Origin of the sequence: Pseudorhodoferax sp. Leaf267 (assembly GCF_001422405.1) — a bacterium.
Taxonomy (GTDB): Bacteria; Pseudomonadota; Gammaproteobacteria; order Burkholderiales; family Burkholderiaceae_C; genus Pseudorhodoferax.
In genome coordinates this window covers 116,771-133,440 of the sequence record NZ_LMMV01000002.1, presented here as the reverse complement: position 1 = coordinate 133,440, position 16,670 = coordinate 116,771, and the positions used below count along the sequence as shown (strand labels likewise).

Genomic DNA, 16,670 nt, shown 5'->3' with positions numbered 1-16,670 from the left:
ACGGATCGGCATAAGAGCTGCGGGACAATCCCCACACCCATGAGCATTGCCCACTACATCAAGGAAATCGGTCGCGGCGCGCGCGGTTCCAAGCCGCTGGACCGCGCACAGGCCAAAGACCTGTTCGGCCAGATCCTGGACGGCCGCGTGACCGACCTGGAGATCGGCGCGTTCTGCCTGTCCATGCGCATCAAGGGCGAGACCACGCCCGAGATGGCCGGCTTCCTGGACGCCACGCACGAACGCCTGCAATTGCTGCCTGCGAGCGACCGGCCCGTGGTCGTGCTGCCCAGCTACAACGGCGCGCGCAAGCTGCCCGTGCTGACGCCCCTGCTGGCCCTGCTGCTGGCACGCGAAGGCCTGCCCGTGCTGGTGCACGGCAGCGCCACGGAATCGAACCGCGTGCTGGCCAGCGACGTGCTGGCCGCGCTGGACGTGCCGGCCTGGTCTGGCCTGCGCAAGATCGAGACCGGCGAAGTCGCCGTGGTCGAGACCGCGCTGCTGCACCAGGGACTGAAGCGCCTGCTGGACGTGCGCCGCGTGGTCGGCCTGCGCAATGCGGGCCACAGCGTCGTCAAGCTCATGGCGCCGGTGGCCGGGCCCACGGTGGTGGTCGGCAGCTACACGCACCCCGCCTTCGCCACCGTGATGGCCGAGCTGTTCGCGCTGCTGGGCATGAGCGCCCTGCTCTCGCGCGGGCTGGAGGGCGAGGTGGTGAGCGACCCGCGCCGCACGCCGCAGCTGGACGGCTTCATCCGCGGCCAGCGCGTGGAGCTGCAGGCGCAGCAGCCCGGCACGCAGGCCGACATTCCCGGCCTGCCCACCGCCATCGACGTCGCCACCACGGCCAAATACACGCGCTGCGTGCTGAACGGCGACCTGCCCGTGCCGACTGCCATCGCGGCGCAGGTTCAACACATCCTGGAACTGAGCTCCCACGCATGAACACGATGAACATAGGCACCTGCACCCTCGTCGGCGCCGGCCCCGGCGACCCCGAACTGCTGACGCTGAAAGCGGTCAAGGCCATCGAGGCCGCGACCGTGCTGCTGGTCGACGACTTGGTCAACACCGACGTGCTGCAATGGGCGCGGCCCGATGCGCGCGTCGTCCACGTGGGCAAGCGCGGTGGCTGCAAGAGCACGCCGCAGGCCTTTATCGAAAAGCTCATGATTGCGGCCGTGCGCGAGGGTGAACACGTGGTGCGGCTCAAAGGCGGCGACCCATTCATCTTCGGCCGCGGCGGCGAGGAGGTTGAGCACCTGCGTGAAGCCGGCATCGTCTGCGCTGTGGTCAACGGCATCACGGCAGGCCTGGCGGCCGTCAGCTCGCTTGGCGTGCCGCTCACGCACCGCGACCGGGCCCATGGCGTGCTGTTCCTGACCGGACACGCCAAACCAGGCGAGGCCGGCGTCGATTGGGTTCAGGTCGGCGCCACCGCCCATGCCCTGCATCTGACGCTGGTGGTCTACATGGGCGTGAGCCGCATCGCGCAGTTGCAGCAGGGCCTGCTGGCCGGGTTGCCCGGTCACACACCGGCAGCCATCGTGCGCGATGCCAGCGGCGCGCAGCAGCAACATTGGGTGACGTCGCTCGCAGGCCTTGCCGACACGGCCGCCCACCACGGCATCGCCAGCCCGGCCGTGATCATCGTGGGCGACGTGCTCCACGGGGTGCACGCTCTGGCGAACGACCGTGTTCATGGCGTGGTGCGCACGGCCAGCGCCTGAAGACAAAAGGCCCTCAGCGCATCGCGCTGAGGGCCTTTTTGCAGCAGAAGGTGGAATTACAGCCCTGCCAGTGTCTTCAGATACTGCCTGCACATGCCAGCGTCCCACGAGGTCTTGTGGCCGTTGTCCAGGATCGACTGGTTGCCGGCTGCCACGTCGAACAATTTCAGGCACATCGGCGCCTTGACGTGGTAGTCCACCGGCCACTCCAGCGCATTCAGATACACCGTGGCGGCTGCCTGCAGCAGCGCGTTGTCACCGCCGCGCGTGTAGCTCAGACCGGCAACATTGCTGTAAATCTGATGATAGGTCGCAGCAACTGCGAGCGGAGGTGCGCCCTTCTTGGGGTCGTGCGGGGCGGTGTACATGACGCCGAACTCAGCAGGTGCTTTGCGGCTCCTCGACTCAGCGTTTTTCCCGCACTCGCTGGCGCGGTCTTTCCAGCTCTTGAAACCGGCAACGCAATTGACTGGGGCTGAGTTCTTGCCTTGTGAGACATTGCCCGACTGTTGGCCAGACACGGCACAAACGTAAGTTGCACCCAACGCATGCTTGGACGTGATGGACGCCAGTACGGCAGGCCCGGCCAGCACACCTTTGGCCAGCCGGCGGCGCCCGGAGTTCTTGATCTGCTCGATTTCTTGCATGACTTTCCTTCTTGCTTGCGAGGTGGTCAGCAAAAATCGAACCAGATCCGATTTTTCTTTGAAATCAACACCTTGTCGATCCCGCACCTCTGCGATGGGGACCGACTGTAAGTCAATCCGACATCCTGTTACGTATCTTTTTCACGTTTGAACGCTTGATGTGCCAAGTGCGGCAACAGCAAATGCAGCGGCATGCGCAGCCAGTGGCTGCGGATGTACAAAATGCGTCGCGCCCACGGCGAGGCAGGGCTCGCCATGGACGCATGGGCCGTGGACACCGCCTGGAGGAACAGAGCGTCCATCCAGGACCGATCGCGCAGCCGCGCCAGCAGCTCCTGCGGCAGCGGCGTCTGGAATACGCGGTGCGCGCAACGAACGGCATAGGCAAGGGGAATCGTGAGATTCAGCGCTTGCGCGCGCGCCAGCAGCGCGTGGCCCGCCTTTTCGGACGTGCCGTTGGCGCGCAACAGCAGGTCCAAGTCGCTCAGGTCGCGCAAACCATGGCCCCATTCGCCCTCATGGAACAAGTGGCAGGCCGAGTGCAGGATCTGGTCGGTGGGCGCCGGCACATGGACGTTGGCAAAGCCGGGCACCGGCTGCATGGCAGCCAGCAGCAGCTCGGGCCGGCTGCGGATGCGCGCGGTCTCCGGCAGGATCGCGTGGTGCACGTCCAGCGTGGTCTGGCGCTCCAGGTGCGTCATTGGCGGCAGTTCGTGCATCCACCTCCGGTAGTAGCGCTGGTCGTAGGCGTCGCTGGTCGCGGTCAGCCAGCCGTCCAGAATCAGCGCGCTTTCGACCTCGTCCAGCTGCGCCTTGGGCACCAGGATGTCGATGTCCGAGAACGTGCGCCCCAGTGCGGCGGGGGCATCGGCCATGGCGTAGGCCGCGCCTTTGAGCAGCAGCATGGGCGCGCCGGTTGGCAGCAGGGTCTGCGCAATCTGCTGCGTTTCCCAGTGCACGGCCTTGTGCTGCCGCGTGACCACGCTTTGGGCGGCCGAGAAATGTCGCAACACGGGCGCGGGCAGGCAGGAGAGCAGGCCGTCATGCTGCCGGGCCAGCGCCGCCAGCCGCCCGAGCAGGTCCGCCGAGCGGGCCTGGCGCAGCGCCAGGTCCCATTGCGGGGCGCCGAAGCCGGCCATCACGGCCGGGTCGCGCAAGGCCCGCAGCAGCGGAGACTGCAGCCAGCTCATCGCGTCAATCCGTCGAACATCGCGATGGCGTCGGGCAGGCGCGAGTAGCGCAGTTCATGGCAGGCGCAGCGCTCGATCAGGTCGGCCATCAGGTCATAGCCCGTGCTGCCCAGCAGCTCATAGTTGAAGGCATGCTGGGCCGTGCGCATGAAGGCCGCGGACTTGGCGCACGGCGTCAGCACGAGCTCGGCGCCCTCCTCCCAACGCGGGAACACGATGAAGGCGGGTCTGGCGCTGGCGTCCGATGCCCGCACGCTGGCAGCGGGCGGCCGCAGGTGGGCGACCGAGCCCTTGTGGGTGTCGTGGGCCACCTCGCCCAGCACGGCGTCCTTGGAATAGGCGCGAACGATGTCGATGGACTTGTTCTTGAGCCCCACAGGCCGCGCCAGCGGCATCAGCAAGCCCGTATCGCGGTCGATCAGCGCCATCTCGTCGGACAGCAAACGGTAGCCACTCAGCGACAGCGCAGCGGTCAGGGTGCTCTTGCCGGCGCCGGGGTCGCCCGGCAGCACGATGGCGTGGCCGTTGCGCTCCAGCACGGCCGCGTGCAGCAGCAGGTAGTGGTGGCCGTGGGACGACATGCTCCAGTTCATGCCCCACTCCAGCAAGGCGTAGGCGTGGTTGGCCGGCAGGGGCTTGAAGGGCTCGAAGCCATCGAACTGGAAAGCCACCTGGGGCCGCAGGTGCCCGCGCAGCCCGGCCACGCGGTCGACGCGAACGGCGTAGTCGCTGAAGCCCTGCTCGAAGATCTCGAACTCCGGATACAGCCGGCGCAGGCCGCGGAATACCTGCTCGGTGCGCGATCTGATGCGGAAGCGGAACGGGCCGGTGGCGACGATCAGGCCCTCATCGCGCAAGGCAGCGCGCAGGGCTGCGTCCGACAGCTCGCCCAATCTCATGCCGCGAACTCGGCGATGCCCAGCCGGCGCATCTCCTGCATGGACTTCGTGACGTCGTCCACATGCAGGTCGACCAGTTCCGACAGGCCATGGACCGAGTTGGCCGCACCGGCCAGCGCCTGCAGCAGCCGCCCGACAGGCTCGGGAACGAGGTGCGTGTTGCCAGCGGCGCCGTGGTAGAGCACGCATTCCTCGTTCCAGAAGCGGAAACGGAGCTCGGCGTCGGGCGCAATGCGCCATGCCGCGTGCAAATCGAATGCGGGATTTGGTCCAGAAGTCACAGCAACTAGCATACCCGCGATGAACACCCCCACTTTTGACGCCATCGTCGTCGGCGCAGGCGCTGCCGGCCTGTTCTGCGCGGGCGTCGCCCAGCAGCGCGGGCTGCACGTGCTGCTGCTGGACCATAGCGAAAAGGTCGCCGAAAAGGTCCGCATCTCGGGCGGCGGGCGCGCCAATTTCACGAACGTCGATGTCGGCCCGCGCAATTTCCTGAGCGAGAACCCGCACTTCTGCCGCGGCGCCCTGTCCCGCTACCAACCGCAGCAATTCATCGCGCTGCTCCAGCGCGATGGCATCGGCTACCACGAGAAGCACAAAGGCCAGTTGTTCTGCGACCGATCGGCCGAAGACCTCATCGACCTGCTGCTGCGCGAATGCGAGGCCGGCGCAGCGGGCGGCAGCGTGACGCGCTGGCAGCCCTGCGGCGTGCGCGAGATACGCAGCGTGGCCGACGGCCAGGCGCGCTATGCACTGGACACCGACCGCGGCTCGGTGCAGGGCCGCTCACTGGTCATCGCGACCGGTGGACTGTCGATCCCCAAGATCGGCGCGAGCGACTTCGGCTACCGCGCCGCGCGCCAGTTCGGCTTGCGCCTGGTGGACACGCGCCCCGCACTGGTCCCGCTGACCTTCGATGCCGAGCAGTGGAAGCCTTTCGCTGAACTGGCCGGACTGTCGCTGCCCGTGGAGATCGCCACCGGCGCGCGGCGCGACAAGGCCAGCTTTTCCGAAGACCTGCTGTTCACGCACCGCGGCCTGAGCGGCCCGGCCGTGCTGCAGATCTCCAGTTATTGGAAGCCCCAGACGCCCGTGGCCCTGGACTTGGCGCCGGGGGCCGACCTGCATGCGGCGCTGCCGCAGGCCAAGCTCGCGTCGCGCAGGCTGCTGGCCAAAGTGCTGGCCGAGCGCCTGCCCGCCCGGCTGGCGGCCGCTTGGTCGCAACGCCAGCCGGCCTGGGAGCGGCCCGTGAACGAGGTTCCTGACAAGATGCTGGCCGCATTGGCTGACAGCCTGCACGGCTGGAGCCTCGTGCCCACCGGCACCGAGGGCTACCGCAAGGCCGAGGTCACGGCTGGCGGCGTGGACACGCGCGACCTGTCGTCGCAGACCATGGAATCGAAGCAGCCCGGCCTGTACTTCATCGGCGAAGTGGTGGACGTGACCGGCTGGCTGGGCGGCTACAACTTCCAGTGGGCCTGGGCCAGCGCCTTCAGCTGCGCGCAGGCCCTGGCAGCCATCTGAATCTGGCTATAATGCGCGGCTAACTTCGGCCTTCCCTCAGCGGGCCACAAAAAGTTTCAGTTGAGGACACCCGGCCCGGGGCCTGATCTTCCCCTGCCAAATTCAAGCCAACCGATACATGACCACCATTCGCGTTAAAGAGAACGAGCCGTTTGACGTCGCGCTGCGCCGCTTCAAGCGCACCATCGAAAAACTGGGCCTGCTGACCGACCTGCGTGCCCGCGAGTTCTACGAAAAGCCCACGGCCGAGCGCAAGCGCAAGAAGGCCGCTGCGGTCAAGCGCCACTACAAGCGCGTGCGGTCCATGCAGCTGCCCAAGAAGCTGTACTGACCCGGGTCATCGCTGACCGCAAGCCCGCCCTGGTGCACCCAGCGCGGGCTTTTGTCTTTTCAGGCCTGTTCGTTTCACAAGGAGATTTCGCCATGGACACCCCTCTCTCGCTGAAGGACCGCATCACCGCCGACATGAAGGACGCCATGCGCGCCAAGGATGCCGAGCGGCTGGGCACCATCCGACTGCTGCTGGCCGCACTCAAGCAAAAGGAAGTCGATGAGCGCGTGACGCTGGACGATGCCGCTGTCGTGGCCATCGTCGACAAGCTGATCAAGCAGCGCAAGGACTCGATCGCCGCGTTCCAGCAGGCCGGCCGGCAGGATCTGGCCGACAAGGAAGCATCCGAGCTGCTGGTGCTGCAGGTCTACCTGCCCGAGCGCCTGGACGCCGAGGCCGTACTGGCCGGCGTGCGCGAGATCGTGGCCCGGCTGCAAGCCAAGGGGCCCGGCGACATGGGCCGCGTCATGGCCGCTGCCAAGACGGAATTCGCCGGCAAGGCCGAGATGTCGCAGGTATCGGCCGCCGTCAAGCAGGCGCTGGCCGGCTGACACCGGTCTTTACAGGTCTTTGCAATCGCCAGGCGAACCAAAGCCGGGGTTCGCACGTTCTAAACGGACAAGGAGGCAACATGGCCACAACCGTCTGGAAGCGCTGGGCGACGCGCCTGGCACTGGGCCTGGGCTGCCTGATCGCGGCCTCGCTGGCCACGGCCCAGGAAGACCCGCCGGACCGCGTCGCGCGCATGTCGCTGTCCGACGCGGGCGCGCAATGGGCCCATGCGGGCAGCAACGACTGGCAGAGCGCCGAGGCGAACTGGCCGCTGACTGCCGGTGACCGCATCCGGCTGCCGGCCGGCAGCCGCACCGAGCTCCATGCCGGCGCCAGCGCGCTGCGCCTGCAGGGCCCGGCCCAACTGGAGATCGGCGCGCTGGACGATGCGACCTTGCGCCTGGTCCTCGCCGACGGCAGCCTGAACCTGTCCGTGCGCGAACTGGCGGCGAACGAACGCGTCGAGGTCAACACGGGCAACCTGGCCATGGTGGTCGACCGCCCTGGCGAATTCAGGATCGACGCCGACCCGGCCGGCGACACCACGGCCGTCGGCGTGCGCTCCGGCGCCGTCACGGTCTACGGCGAGAACGGCCAGTCGTCGCCACTCGTCGCGCCACGCCAGGCGCGCTACGCCGGCCGGCAGCTGCTGGCACTCGACGTGATGGGGCTGGGCGCCCGCGATGGCCTGGACCAATGGGCGGCGGACCGCATGCGGGCCGAAGAGCAGTCCGTCAGTGCGCGCTATGTGTCGCGCGAAACCATCGGCTACCAGGAACTCGACGCGCACGGCGAGTGGGTCAACGACGTGAGCTATGGCACCGTGTGGTACCCGCGCGTGACCGTTGCCGACTGGGCGCCCTACCGCTACGGCCAGTGGCGCTGGGTCCACCCCTGGGGCTGGACCTGGATCGATGACGCGCGCTGGGGCTTTGCGCCCTTCCACTATGGCCGCTGGGTGCAGACCGGCTCGCGCTGGGGCTGGGTCCCCGGCCCGATCACGCGCCGCCCGGCCTACGCGCCAGCCCTGGTCGGCTTCGCGGGCACACCGGGGCATCGGCCACCGCCAGGGCGCGCCCAGGCGCCTGGTGCCGACTGGTTCCCGCTCGCGCCCGGCGAGGCCTGGCGGCCGCCGTTCGGCGCCAGCCAGCGCTATCTGGACCGCGTGAACCGCGGCTATGCGCGGCCCGGCGGCGGCCAGCCACCGCGCTACCAGTTCGAGCGCCGCCCGGAAGCCGTGACGACCACGCCGCTGCGCGACATGCGGCCCGACGATGGCGTGCGCAGCACGCGACGCGAGCGACCACCGATGGTTGGCGCTCAGCTGGGCTTGCCTGCGCCAGGACCCGGCATGCAGCCCGGCCGCGACGGCCGTGGGGGCCGCGACGATGACCAGGACCGCCGTGAGCGTTGGCAGCGCGAGCAGCAGCAACTGCAGCAGCAAGGCCTGCAACAGCAGCAGCAGCAATGGCGGCGCCATCAGCAGTCGCAGGACGAATCCAACAACGAATTGCACCAGCGGCACCAGCAGGTGCTGCAGGAGCAACGCCAGCGCGAGTTCTCAGCACGCCAGCAGCAGCGCCAGTTGCAGGACCAGCAGGCGCAGCAACTGCAACAGCTGCGTCAACAGCAGGACCAGCAGCAACGGCAGATGCAGGAGCCGCACCGCCAGCAGGAGCGCTTCATGCGCGAGCAGCAGGATGCACAGCAGCGCCAGATGCAGCAGCGCCAGCAGGAGGCGATGCGCGCTCAGCAGGAGCAGCAGCGTCGTGCCCAGCAGCCGCAGCAGCAAGCGCCGCAGCGACCCATGGCCGGCGACCCCCGGTTCCGCCAGGACGGCCGCGAGCGCCGGCAGGATCAGTGAGCGTGCGCCGGCTTCAGCTGCCGGCCAGCTTCATGCGGTTGACCAGGATCGAGCCCACGGTCTTGGCACCGTAGTTGTAGGCGTCTGCGCCCACGGCGGTGATGCCCTGGAACATGTCCTTGAGGTTGCCGGCGATGGTGATCTCCTCGACCGGAAACGCGATCTCGCCGTTCTCGACCCAGAAGCCGCTCGCGCCGCGCGAGTAGTCGCCGGTCACGTAGTTCACGCCCTGCCCCATGAGCTCGATCACGAACAGGCCGGTCCCCAGCTTGTGCAGCATAGCCTTCAGGTCGTCGCCGGGCTTGGTCTGGCGCGAGCGCAGCACGAGGTTGTGCGAGCCGCCCGCATTGCCCGTGCTGCGCATGCCCAACTTGCGTGCCGAGTAGGTGCTCAGGAAATACCCTTCGACGCGGCCCGCGTCGACCACGGTGCGTGCCGCCACCTTGACGCCCTCTTCATCGAAGGGCGAGCTGCCCTTGCCGCGCGGCACGAACGGGTCTTCGAGCAGGTCGATGTGCTTCGGAAAGACGCGCTTGCCCAGCGAGTCGAGCAGGAAGGTGCTGCGCCGGTAGAGGGCGCCGCCACTCACGGCTTGCACGAACCCGCCCAGCAGGCCGGCGGCCAGAGGCGACTCGAACAGCACCGGGCATTCGGTGGTCGCAATCTTGCGCGACTTCAGACGTGACAGCGCGCGCTCCGCGGCATAGCGGCCCACTGCTTGCGGTGAAGCCATTTCGTCGGGGTGCCGCATCGAGCTGTACCAGGCATCGCGCTGCATCTGGCTGCCCTTGCCGGCGATCGGCGCGACCGAAATGGAATGCCGCGAGCTTGCATAGCCGCCGCGAAAGCCCGTGGTGTGGCCCGTGAAGAAATGCGATTGCTGCGCCGACACGCCTGCGCCTTCGCTGTTCGTGATGCGCTTGTCGGTAGCGAAGGCCGCGGCCTCGCATTCCAGCGCCAGCTTGGCCGCGCCCTCGGAGTCGATGGCCCAGGGGTGGAACAGGTCCAGGTCACGGTGCTCGGTCGCCATGTCCTGCGCGTCGGGCAGGCCGGCGGCCGGGTCTTCGGCCGTGAAGCGCGCGATGTCGAAGGCGGCCTGCACTGTCTGGCGGATGGCCTCGGCCGAGAAGTCCGACGTGCTGGCATTGCCGCGGCGCTTGCCGCTGTAGACCGTCACGCCCAGCGACTTGTCGCGGTTGCGCTCCACGGTCTCCAGCTCCCCCTTGCGCACCGACACCGACAGGCCGCAGCCTTCGGAGGCTTCGGCACCGGCGTCCGTGGCGCCGATCTTCTTGGCATGGGCCAGGGCCTGTTCGACCAGTTCCTGGAAAAATGGCCGGCTGTAGCTGAAGCCGGCCTCGGCGCGTTGGGTGGAGTCGTTCATGTTGGCGGCTATGATACTTGTCGCGCCGACACCGCTCGGCCGCCGCGGACGCCACGCTCCGCCCTACTTCCCACCCGTTCCCAGATGCCGCGCAAATTCAAAAAAGGCTATTTCGTGCAGGGCCAATTCGTTGCCGAAGGCAGCGAGCTGGATCTGCAACTCAAGGCCGAACTCAAGGGCACGGACAGCGCCAGCCGCACCGATCTCAAACGCGAAAGCACGGCCCTGCAGGAACTGGGCGAGCAACTGCTGGGCCTGCGCCCCGAGCAGCTGGAGCCGCTGGCCCTGCCCGAGAAGCTGCAAGAAGCCATCGCCGAAGCGCGCCGCATCACGAACTTCGAAGGCAAGCGCCGGCAGATCCAGTTCATCGGCAAGCTGATGCGCAAGCTGGAAGACGACACCGTGGCCCAGATCCGCCAGGCACTGGCCGACCAGCACGGCGGCACGGCGCGCGAAGTCGCGGCGCTGCACCAAGCCGAGCAATGGCGCGATGCGCTGGTGGCCGACGACGATGCACTGGCCCGCTGGCTGGAGCAGTTCCCCAGCACGGACGCACAGCAGCTGCGCTCGCTGGTGCGCCAGGCGCGCAAGGATGCCAAGCCCGAAAAGCCCGGCCTGGCACCGCGCCACGGCCGCGCCTACCGCGAGATCTTCCAGCTGGTGCGCACGCAGCTGACCGACGAAGGCACCGAAGATGAGCACGACGACCACGCCTGAGCCGGCCCGCATCGGCCTGGTCTCCATCAGCGACCGCGCCTCGTCGGGCGTCTACGAAGACAAGGGCCTGCCCGCGCTGCGCGGCTGGCTGCAAGACGCGCTGAAGAACCCGATCACGTTCGAAGAGCGCTTGATCCCCGACGAGCAGGACGGCATCAGCGCCACGCTGATCGCACTGGTGGATGCCGGCTGCGACCTCGTTCTGACCACCGGCGGCACGGGCCCTGCGCTGCGCGACGTAACGCCCGAGGCCACGCTGGCCGTGGCGCACAAGGAACTGCCGGGCTTCGGCGAGCAGATGCGCCAGATCAGCCTGCGCTTCGTTCCTACAGCCATCCTGTCGCGCCAGACGGCCGTGGTGCGCGGGCGCTGCCTGATCGTCAACCTGCCGGGCCAGCCCAAGGCGATCCAGGAAACGCTGGAAGGCCTGAAGGACGCGCAAGGCCAGTCGCTGGTGCCCGGCATCTTCGCGGCAGTGCCCTATTGCATCGACCTGATCGGTGGGCCGTACCTGGAGACGGTGGACAGCGTTTGCGCCGCGTTCCGGCCCAAGTCCGCGCGTCGCCCCGCCAGCGCCTGAGGCGCCTTACTTGCCAATCAGCGCGTTGAGCTTCTCGGCCTCGAAGCACTTCTCGCGCGCGGCATCGCCCGGCACGCAATCGGCCGTCTGCCGGCTGGCCGACAGCTTTTCGATGGCCTGCCAGAGCAAGGCGATCTGGTGCTCCTGCGCGGCCGTGCTGTCGACCAGGCCGCGCATGGCCTGGCTCAGCGGGTCATCCTCGGGCGTCACGCCGTAAGCCGAGAAAAGCGGTGAGGACATCGCGGCATCGCCTGTCGCCTCCCCTTTGGGCATGATGATGCGGGCCGGGATGCCGACCGCGGTGGCGCCGGCCGGCACGGGCTTGATGACCACCGCGTTGGAGCCGATCTTGGCGCCATCGCCGACCGTGAAGCCGCCCAGCACCTTCGCGCCCGCGCTGACCACCACGTCGCGGCCCAGTGTGGGGTGGCGCTTCTCGCCTTTGTAGAGCGAGGTGCCGCCCAGGGTCACGCCCTGGTAGATGGTGCAGCCGTCACCGATCTCGGCGGTTTCGCCGACGACGACGCCCATGGCATGGTCGAAGAAGACGCGCTCGCCGATCTTTGCGCCGGGATGGATCTCGATGCCGGTCAGCCAGCGCGACAGCTGCGAGATCGCGCGGCCCAGCCACTTCAAGCCATGGTTCCAGCACCAGTGCGCGCGGCGGTGCAGCACCAACGCATGGATGCCCGGGTAGCAGGTCAACACCTCCCAGGCGCTGCGGGCCGCGGGGTCGCGGTCCAGGATGCAACGGATGTCGGTGCGCAGGCGGGAAAACGGCATCGCGGCAGTCTAGCTTTTCGCCCGTTCCGCCGCTTGCAGCATGGCCTTGGCCACACCGCGCAGGATGTGGATCTCCTCGGCACTGGGCCGCGCGCGATTGAACAGCTGGTTCAGGCGCGGCATCAGCTTCTTGGGCACGGCCGGATCCAGGTAGTCCAGCGCGACCAGCGCCTGCTGCCAGTGCTCCAGCATGCCGGCCAGCTGGCGCGCATCGGCCGGCGGTGATTCGGGCGTCGCCGAGGTGGCGCTGTAGCCGCCCAGCGCCATGCGCCACTCATAGGCCAGCACCTGGATCGCCGCACCAAGGTTCAGCGAGCCGAACTGTGGATTGGTCGGGATGCTGAGCGCCACATGGCTACGGTACACGTCCTCATTGGCCATGCCGAAGCGCTCCGAGCCGAATAGGAACGCCACGCCTGCCGGTGCCGCGCCCGGCTCGGCCAGCAGCGACTGCAGGTGCTCGCGCGGCGCACGCGTGGGCGGGCCAAAATCGCGTGGCGTCATGGCGGTGGCGCACAGGTGGTCCATGCCATCCAGCGCCTCGTCCAGCGTCTCGACGATGCGCGCCTTCTCCAGCACGTCCAGGGCGCCGCTGGCGCGCTGGATGGTCTCCTGCCGGCGCAGCACGTTGGGCCAGCGCGGCGCGACCAGCACCAGGTCGTCGAAGCCCATCACCTTCATGGCGCGCGCGGCGGCGCCCACGTTGCCGGCATGGCTGGTACGGATCAGGACAAAACGGGTGCGCATCGTGGAACTGGGCATGACTCGGTAGAATCCCGCGATTGTCGCCGCCCCATCGCGGGCGGCTTTTCGGCCTCGCAACCCGCCCTGCAGCCGCCACGCTCCTCCTCACAATCCATGTCGTTCAACCAGCACCCCATGCTCAACGTGGCCGTCAAGGCCGCCCGCGCCGCCGGCGCCATCATCAACCGCGCCGCGCTCGATGTCGAAGCACTGCGCATCTCGCAAAAGCAGGTGAACGATTTTGTGACCGAGGTTGACCAGGCCAGCGAAGCAGCCATCATCGAAACCCTGCTGACGGCCTACCCCGGCCACGGCATCCTGGCCGAGGAATCTGGCTCTGAGCACGGCGCCAAGGATTCGGATTACGTCTGGATCATCGACCCGCTGGACGGCACGACCAACTTCATCCACGGCTTTCCGTTCTACTGCGTCAGCATCGCGCTGGCCGTCAAGGGCAAGGTCGAGCAGGCCGTGGTCTACGACCCCACACGGAACGACCTGTTCACCGCCACGCGCGGCCGCGGTGCCTACGTCAACGACCGCCGCCTGCGGGTGTCCAAGCGCATCCGCCTGGGCGAATGCCTGGTGTCCACGGGCTTCCCGTTCCGCCCGGGCGACAACTTCAAGGAATACATGGCCATGATGGGCGACGTGATGCAGCGCACGGCCGGCCTGCGCCGCCCTGGCGCCGCGGCGCTGGACCTGGCCTACGTGGCGGCCGGCTACACCGACGGCTTCTTCGAGAAGGGCCTCTCGCCCTGGGACGTGGCGGCCGGCTCGCTTCTGGTCACCGAGGCCGGCGGCCTGGTCGGCAACCTGTCGGGCGAGGCCAACTTCCTGGACCAGAAGGAATGCCTGGCCGCCAACCCCAAGATCTATTCGCTGCTGGTTGGCCTGATCGGCAAGTACAGCAAGTTTGCGCCGGCTGGAGAGAAGGCCTCCGTGCGCCAGACGCTGTCGCTGGGTGATGCACCCGCGCCGGCGGACGCCGCCATCGCACCGGATACGCCCACGGCAGCCGAACAGCCCTTCGTGCAGGAAGAGGCCTCGGCCCCAACGCCGCCGCCAGCAGCCGCCTGACCGGCTACGCCGCGGGGCTCAATCCTCGTCGCGGTAGGTCGTGGCAATCTTGTTGAAGTCGTCCGCCACGGCCTCGAAGGCGTCCACGATGTCGGGATCGAAGTGCTTGCCCCGGCCCTCTACGACGATGCGGCAGGACTCCTCGTGGCTGAAGGCCGGCTTGTACACGCGCTTGCTGATCAGCGCGTCGTAGACGTCGGCCAGCGCCATGAGCCGCGCCGCGATCGGAATGGCGTCGCCGGCCAAGCCCTCGGGGTAGCCACTGCCATCCCACTTCTCCTGGTGGCCATAGGCGATCTCCTTGGCCTGCGTGAGGAAGTCCACCTGCATGCCCAGGCGCCGCTCGGCGTCCTCGATCGCCGCACGGCCCAGCGTGGTGTGGGTCTTCATGATCTCGAACTCTTCGGGCGTGAGCTTGCCGGGTTTGAGCAGGATGTTGTCCGGGATGCCGACCTTGCCGATGTCGTGCAGCGGTGCCGACTTGTAGAGCAACTCGATGCAGCGCTCGGTCAGGAAGCCGCAGAAACGGGGGTGCGTCTTGAGCTGTTCCGCCAGCCGCCGCACGTAGAGCTGCGTGCGCCGGATGTGCGCGCCGGTCTCGTTGTCGCGCGTCTCGGCCAGCGAGGCCATGGCCATGATGGTCACGTCCTGGATGGCCTGCACCTCGAGCGTGCGCTTGGCAACCTCGCTCTCCAGGTAGGCGCTCTTGTCGCGCAGGAAGTCGGCGTTGGCCTTGAGCGTCAGGTGGGCGTGCACGCGGGCCAGCACGATGGGCGGGCTGATCGGTTTGGTGATGTAGTCGGCCGCGCCCAGCTCCAGGCCACGCGTTTCGTCCTCCACCTCGGAGCGCGCGGTCAGAAAGATCACCGGGATGTCGCGCGTGCGCGGCTCGGCCTTTAGCCGACGGCAAACCTCGTAGCCGTCGATGTCCGGCATCATGATGTCCAGCAGGATCAGGTCGGGCGGAGTTTCTGAATTGGCGATGCGCAGGCCGCGCTCGCCGTGGTTGGCCACCTTTGCCGTCGATGTCCGGCATCATGATGTCCAGCAGGATCAGGTCGGGCGGAGTTTCTGAATTGGCGATGCGCAGGCCGCGCTCGCCGTGGTTGGCCACCTTGACCTTGTAGTGGTCCTTGAGCAGCGCGCTCATGAGCGACAGGTTGTCCGGCGTGTCGTCCACGACCAGCACGGTGGCCGGCTTGTCCAGCGTTGGGGTGAGGGATTCCATCGTTGTTCCATGGGCTTGCAGGCCCAAAGTGTCGGCACTTGCGCCAGGAAGATTCACAGCACCAGCAGCGCGCGAAAGTCGTTCACGTTGGTGTGGGTGGGCCCGGTCACGACCAGGTCGCCCAGCGCGTCGAAATAGCCATAGGCATCGTTGCGGTCGAGGTAGGCCTGGATCTTCCGTCCGCCGGCCTCGGCACGCTGCAGGCTGTCGGGCGCGACATAGGCGCCCGCGTTGTCCTCGATGCCGTCGATGCCGTCGGTGTCGGCGGCCAACGCGTGCACGTGCGCCTGGCCCTGCAGGGCCTGCACCAGGCCCATGCAGAACTCGCCGGCCCGGCCGCCGCGGCCGCGTGGCGTGCCCTCGGGCTGGCGCCGTATCGTGACCGTGGTCTCTCCGCCTGACAGGATCACGCAGGGCCGCGCGAACGGCTGGCCGCGCTGCGCCACCGCGCGCGCCATGGCGGCATGCACCTTGCCCACTTCGCGCGACTCGCCCTCGATCTCGTCGGACAGGATGTGCGGCTGCACACCCGCCGCACGCGCGGCAGCGGCGGCGGCCTCGAGCGACTGCCAGGGTGTGGCAATCATGCGCACCTCGTGCCCGTCGAAACGCGGGTCGCCGGGCTTGGGCGTTTCCAGGCTGCCGTCCTGCAGCGCGGCTTCGATGGCGGCCGGCACGGCGATGCCATAGCGCTGGAGGATGACCAGGGCCTGTGCGCAGGTGCTGGCGTCGGGCACGGTCGGGCCGCTGCCGATCACCGAGGGGTCGTCGCCCGGCACGTCGCTGATCGTCAGCGTCAGCACGCGGGCCGGCGCGCAGCCTGCCGCCAGGCGCCCGCCCTTGATGCGTGAAAGGTGCTTGCGCACGCAGTTCATCTCGTGGATGCCGGCGCCCGAGGCCAGCAGTTCGCGGTTGATGCGCTGCTTGTCCTCGAAGTCCAGGCCCTCGGCCGGCAGCGTCAGCAACGACGAGGCGCCGCCGGACATCAGGCACAGCACCAGGTCATCGGCCGTCAGTCCCTGCGTGAGCGCCAGCATGCGCTGCGCAGCGTTGAGGCCGGCCGCGTCGGGCACGGGGTGCGCCGCCTCGACGAGTTCGATGCGCGAGGGCACGCCCGCAGGCCGCGGCGGGATGTGATCGTAGCGCGTGACGACCAGGCCTTCGAGCGGCGCATCGGCTGGCCACCGCGCCTCCAGCGCCTGCACCATCGCGCCTCCGGCCTTGCCGCCACCCAGCACCAGCGTGCGCCCGCGCGGTGGCGGCGGCAGGTGCTCGGCCAGGGTGTGCAGGGGCAGTGCGCGCTCCACCGCGGCGCGGTACAGATGCAGCAGGAATTCGCGCGGCTGACGCGCAGGGTCTGGCGTATGGGTTGCGGGCATGAATCGGATCTCCGTTCTGTATTGTGACGCTGCGCCCG

Annotated in this window: 17 protein-coding genes and 1 pseudogene; 9 read left to right on the top strand and 9 right to left on the bottom strand. The window is 68.2% G+C overall.

What is annotated here, in order from left to right; genetic code table 11:
- Window positions 1-39: 39 nt before the first annotated feature.
- Both ybiB and cobA read left to right on the top strand, forming a co-directional pair.
- Entirely contained in the window at window positions 40-945 is a 906-nt protein-coding gene (ybiB, locus tag ASF43_RS07380; RefSeq protein WP_056178392.1) for a DNA-binding protein YbiB, read from the top strand.
- Window positions 946-950: 5 nt separating this feature from the next.
- A complete protein-coding gene (gene cobA, locus ASF43_RS07375) occupies window positions 951-1,730 on the top strand; it encodes a uroporphyrinogen-III C-methyltransferase (RefSeq protein ID WP_369803247.1) in 780 nt (259 codons plus the stop codon).
- A 56-nt stretch (window positions 1,731-1,786) separates the two neighbouring features.
- On the opposite strand, the gene ASF43_RS30490 is transcribed toward cobA, so the two are convergent.
- The 4 genes from ASF43_RS30490 to ASF43_RS07355 all read right to left on the bottom strand — a co-directional run bounded on the left by ASF43_RS30490 (window position 1,787) and on the right by ASF43_RS07355 (window position 4,717).
- A complete protein-coding gene (locus ASF43_RS30490) occupies window positions 1,787-2,377 on the bottom strand; it encodes a hypothetical protein (RefSeq protein ID WP_156373192.1) in 591 nt (196 codons plus the stop codon).
- Window positions 2,378-2,505: 128 nt separating this feature from the next.
- Window positions 2,506-3,567: a nucleotidyltransferase family protein gene (locus tag ASF43_RS07365; RefSeq protein WP_056178388.1), complete on the bottom strand. Its 1,062-nt coding sequence runs from the start codon at window positions 3,565-3,567 to the stop codon at window positions 2,506-2,508.
- A complete protein-coding gene (locus ASF43_RS07360) occupies window positions 3,564-4,466 on the bottom strand; it encodes an HprK-related kinase A (RefSeq protein WP_056178386.1) in 903 nt (300 codons plus the stop codon). The genes ASF43_RS07365 and ASF43_RS07360 overlap by 4 nt, the downstream gene beginning before the upstream one ends.
- On the bottom strand, window positions 4,463-4,717 hold the full coding sequence (locus ASF43_RS07355; RefSeq protein WP_056178381.1) for a hypothetical protein: 255 nt from the start codon (window positions 4,715-4,717) through the stop codon (window positions 4,463-4,465). The genes ASF43_RS07360 and ASF43_RS07355 overlap by 4 nt, the downstream gene beginning before the upstream one ends.
- 49 nt (window positions 4,718-4,766) lie before the next feature.
- On the opposite strand from ASF43_RS07355, the gene ASF43_RS07350 reads away from it, so the two are divergent.
- The 4 genes from ASF43_RS07350 (at window position 4,767) to ASF43_RS07335 (ending at window position 8,737) form a co-directional block, all read left to right on the top strand.
- Window positions 4,767-5,990 (top strand): NAD(P)/FAD-dependent oxidoreductase, encoded by a 1,224-nt coding sequence (locus ASF43_RS07350; RefSeq protein WP_056178380.1) that lies wholly within the window; start codon window positions 4,767-4,769, stop codon window positions 5,988-5,990.
- A 118-nt stretch (window positions 5,991-6,108) separates the two neighbouring features.
- Window positions 6,109-6,321, top strand: a complete 213-nt coding sequence (gene rpsU, locus ASF43_RS07345; protein ID WP_007833691.1) for a 30S ribosomal protein S21 — start codon at window positions 6,109-6,111, stop codon at window positions 6,319-6,321.
- Window positions 6,322-6,413: 92 nt separating this feature from the next.
- Window positions 6,414-6,872 carry a GatB/YqeY domain-containing protein gene (locus ASF43_RS07340; RefSeq protein WP_056178379.1) on the top strand — a complete coding sequence of 153 codons (459 nt, stop codon included), beginning with the start codon at window positions 6,414-6,416 and terminating at the stop codon, window positions 6,870-6,872.
- Window positions 6,873-6,952: 80 nt separating this feature from the next.
- The gene (locus tag ASF43_RS07335) at window positions 6,953-8,737 is read left to right on the top strand and encodes a DUF6600 domain-containing protein (RefSeq protein ID WP_056178378.1); all 1,785 of its coding nucleotides are present in this window, start codon (window positions 6,953-6,955) and stop codon (window positions 8,735-8,737) included.
- 13 nt (window positions 8,738-8,750) lie between these two features.
- Here ASF43_RS07335 and pmbA read toward each other — a convergent pair whose 3' ends face one another.
- Complete coding sequence (gene pmbA, locus ASF43_RS07330; protein WP_056178376.1) at window positions 8,751-10,121, bottom strand: metalloprotease PmbA; 1,371 nt, start codon at window positions 10,119-10,121, stop codon at window positions 8,751-8,753.
- Between the two features lie 84 nt (window positions 10,122-10,205).
- On the opposite strand from pmbA, the gene yjgA reads away from it, so the two are divergent.
- Window positions 10,206-10,838: a ribosome biogenesis factor YjgA gene (yjgA, locus tag ASF43_RS07325; RefSeq protein ID WP_056178375.1), complete on the top strand. Its 633-nt coding sequence runs from the start codon at window positions 10,206-10,208 to the stop codon at window positions 10,836-10,838.
- Entirely contained in the window at window positions 10,816-11,418 is a 603-nt protein-coding gene (gene mog / locus ASF43_RS07320; protein WP_056178373.1) for a molybdopterin adenylyltransferase, read from the top strand. Before yjgA ends, mog begins: the two co-directional genes overlap by 23 nt.
- A gap of 6 nt (window positions 11,419-11,424) precedes the next feature.
- Here mog and cysE read toward each other — a convergent pair whose 3' ends face one another.
- Together cysE and ASF43_RS07310 are read right to left on the bottom strand one after the other, a co-directional pair.
- On the bottom strand, window positions 11,425-12,201 hold the full coding sequence (cysE, locus tag ASF43_RS07315; RefSeq protein WP_056178371.1) for a serine O-acetyltransferase: 777 nt from the start codon (window positions 12,199-12,201) through the stop codon (window positions 11,425-11,427).
- 9 nt (window positions 12,202-12,210) lie between these two features.
- A complete protein-coding gene (locus ASF43_RS07310) occupies window positions 12,211-12,948 on the bottom strand; it encodes an RNA methyltransferase (protein ID WP_056178369.1) in 738 nt (245 codons plus the stop codon).
- Between the two features lie 111 nt (window positions 12,949-13,059).
- Here ASF43_RS07310 and ASF43_RS07305 point away from each other — a divergent pair, with 111 nt between their 5' ends.
- Window positions 13,060-14,025 (top strand): inositol monophosphatase family protein, encoded by a 966-nt coding sequence (locus tag ASF43_RS07305; RefSeq protein WP_056178368.1) that lies wholly within the window; start codon window positions 13,060-13,062, stop codon window positions 14,023-14,025.
- An 18-nt stretch (window positions 14,026-14,043) separates the two neighbouring features.
- On the opposite strand, the pseudogene ASF43_RS07300 reads toward ASF43_RS07305, so the two are convergent.
- Window positions 14,044-15,253 (bottom strand): annotated as a pseudogene (locus tag ASF43_RS07300) (response regulator).
- Between the two features lie 53 nt (window positions 15,254-15,306).
- The gene (locus ASF43_RS07295) at window positions 15,307-16,632 is read right to left on the bottom strand and encodes a glycerate kinase (RefSeq protein WP_056178365.1); all 1,326 of its coding nucleotides are present in this window, start codon (window positions 16,630-16,632) and stop codon (window positions 15,307-15,309) included.
- Window positions 16,633-16,670: the final 38 nt, after the last annotated feature.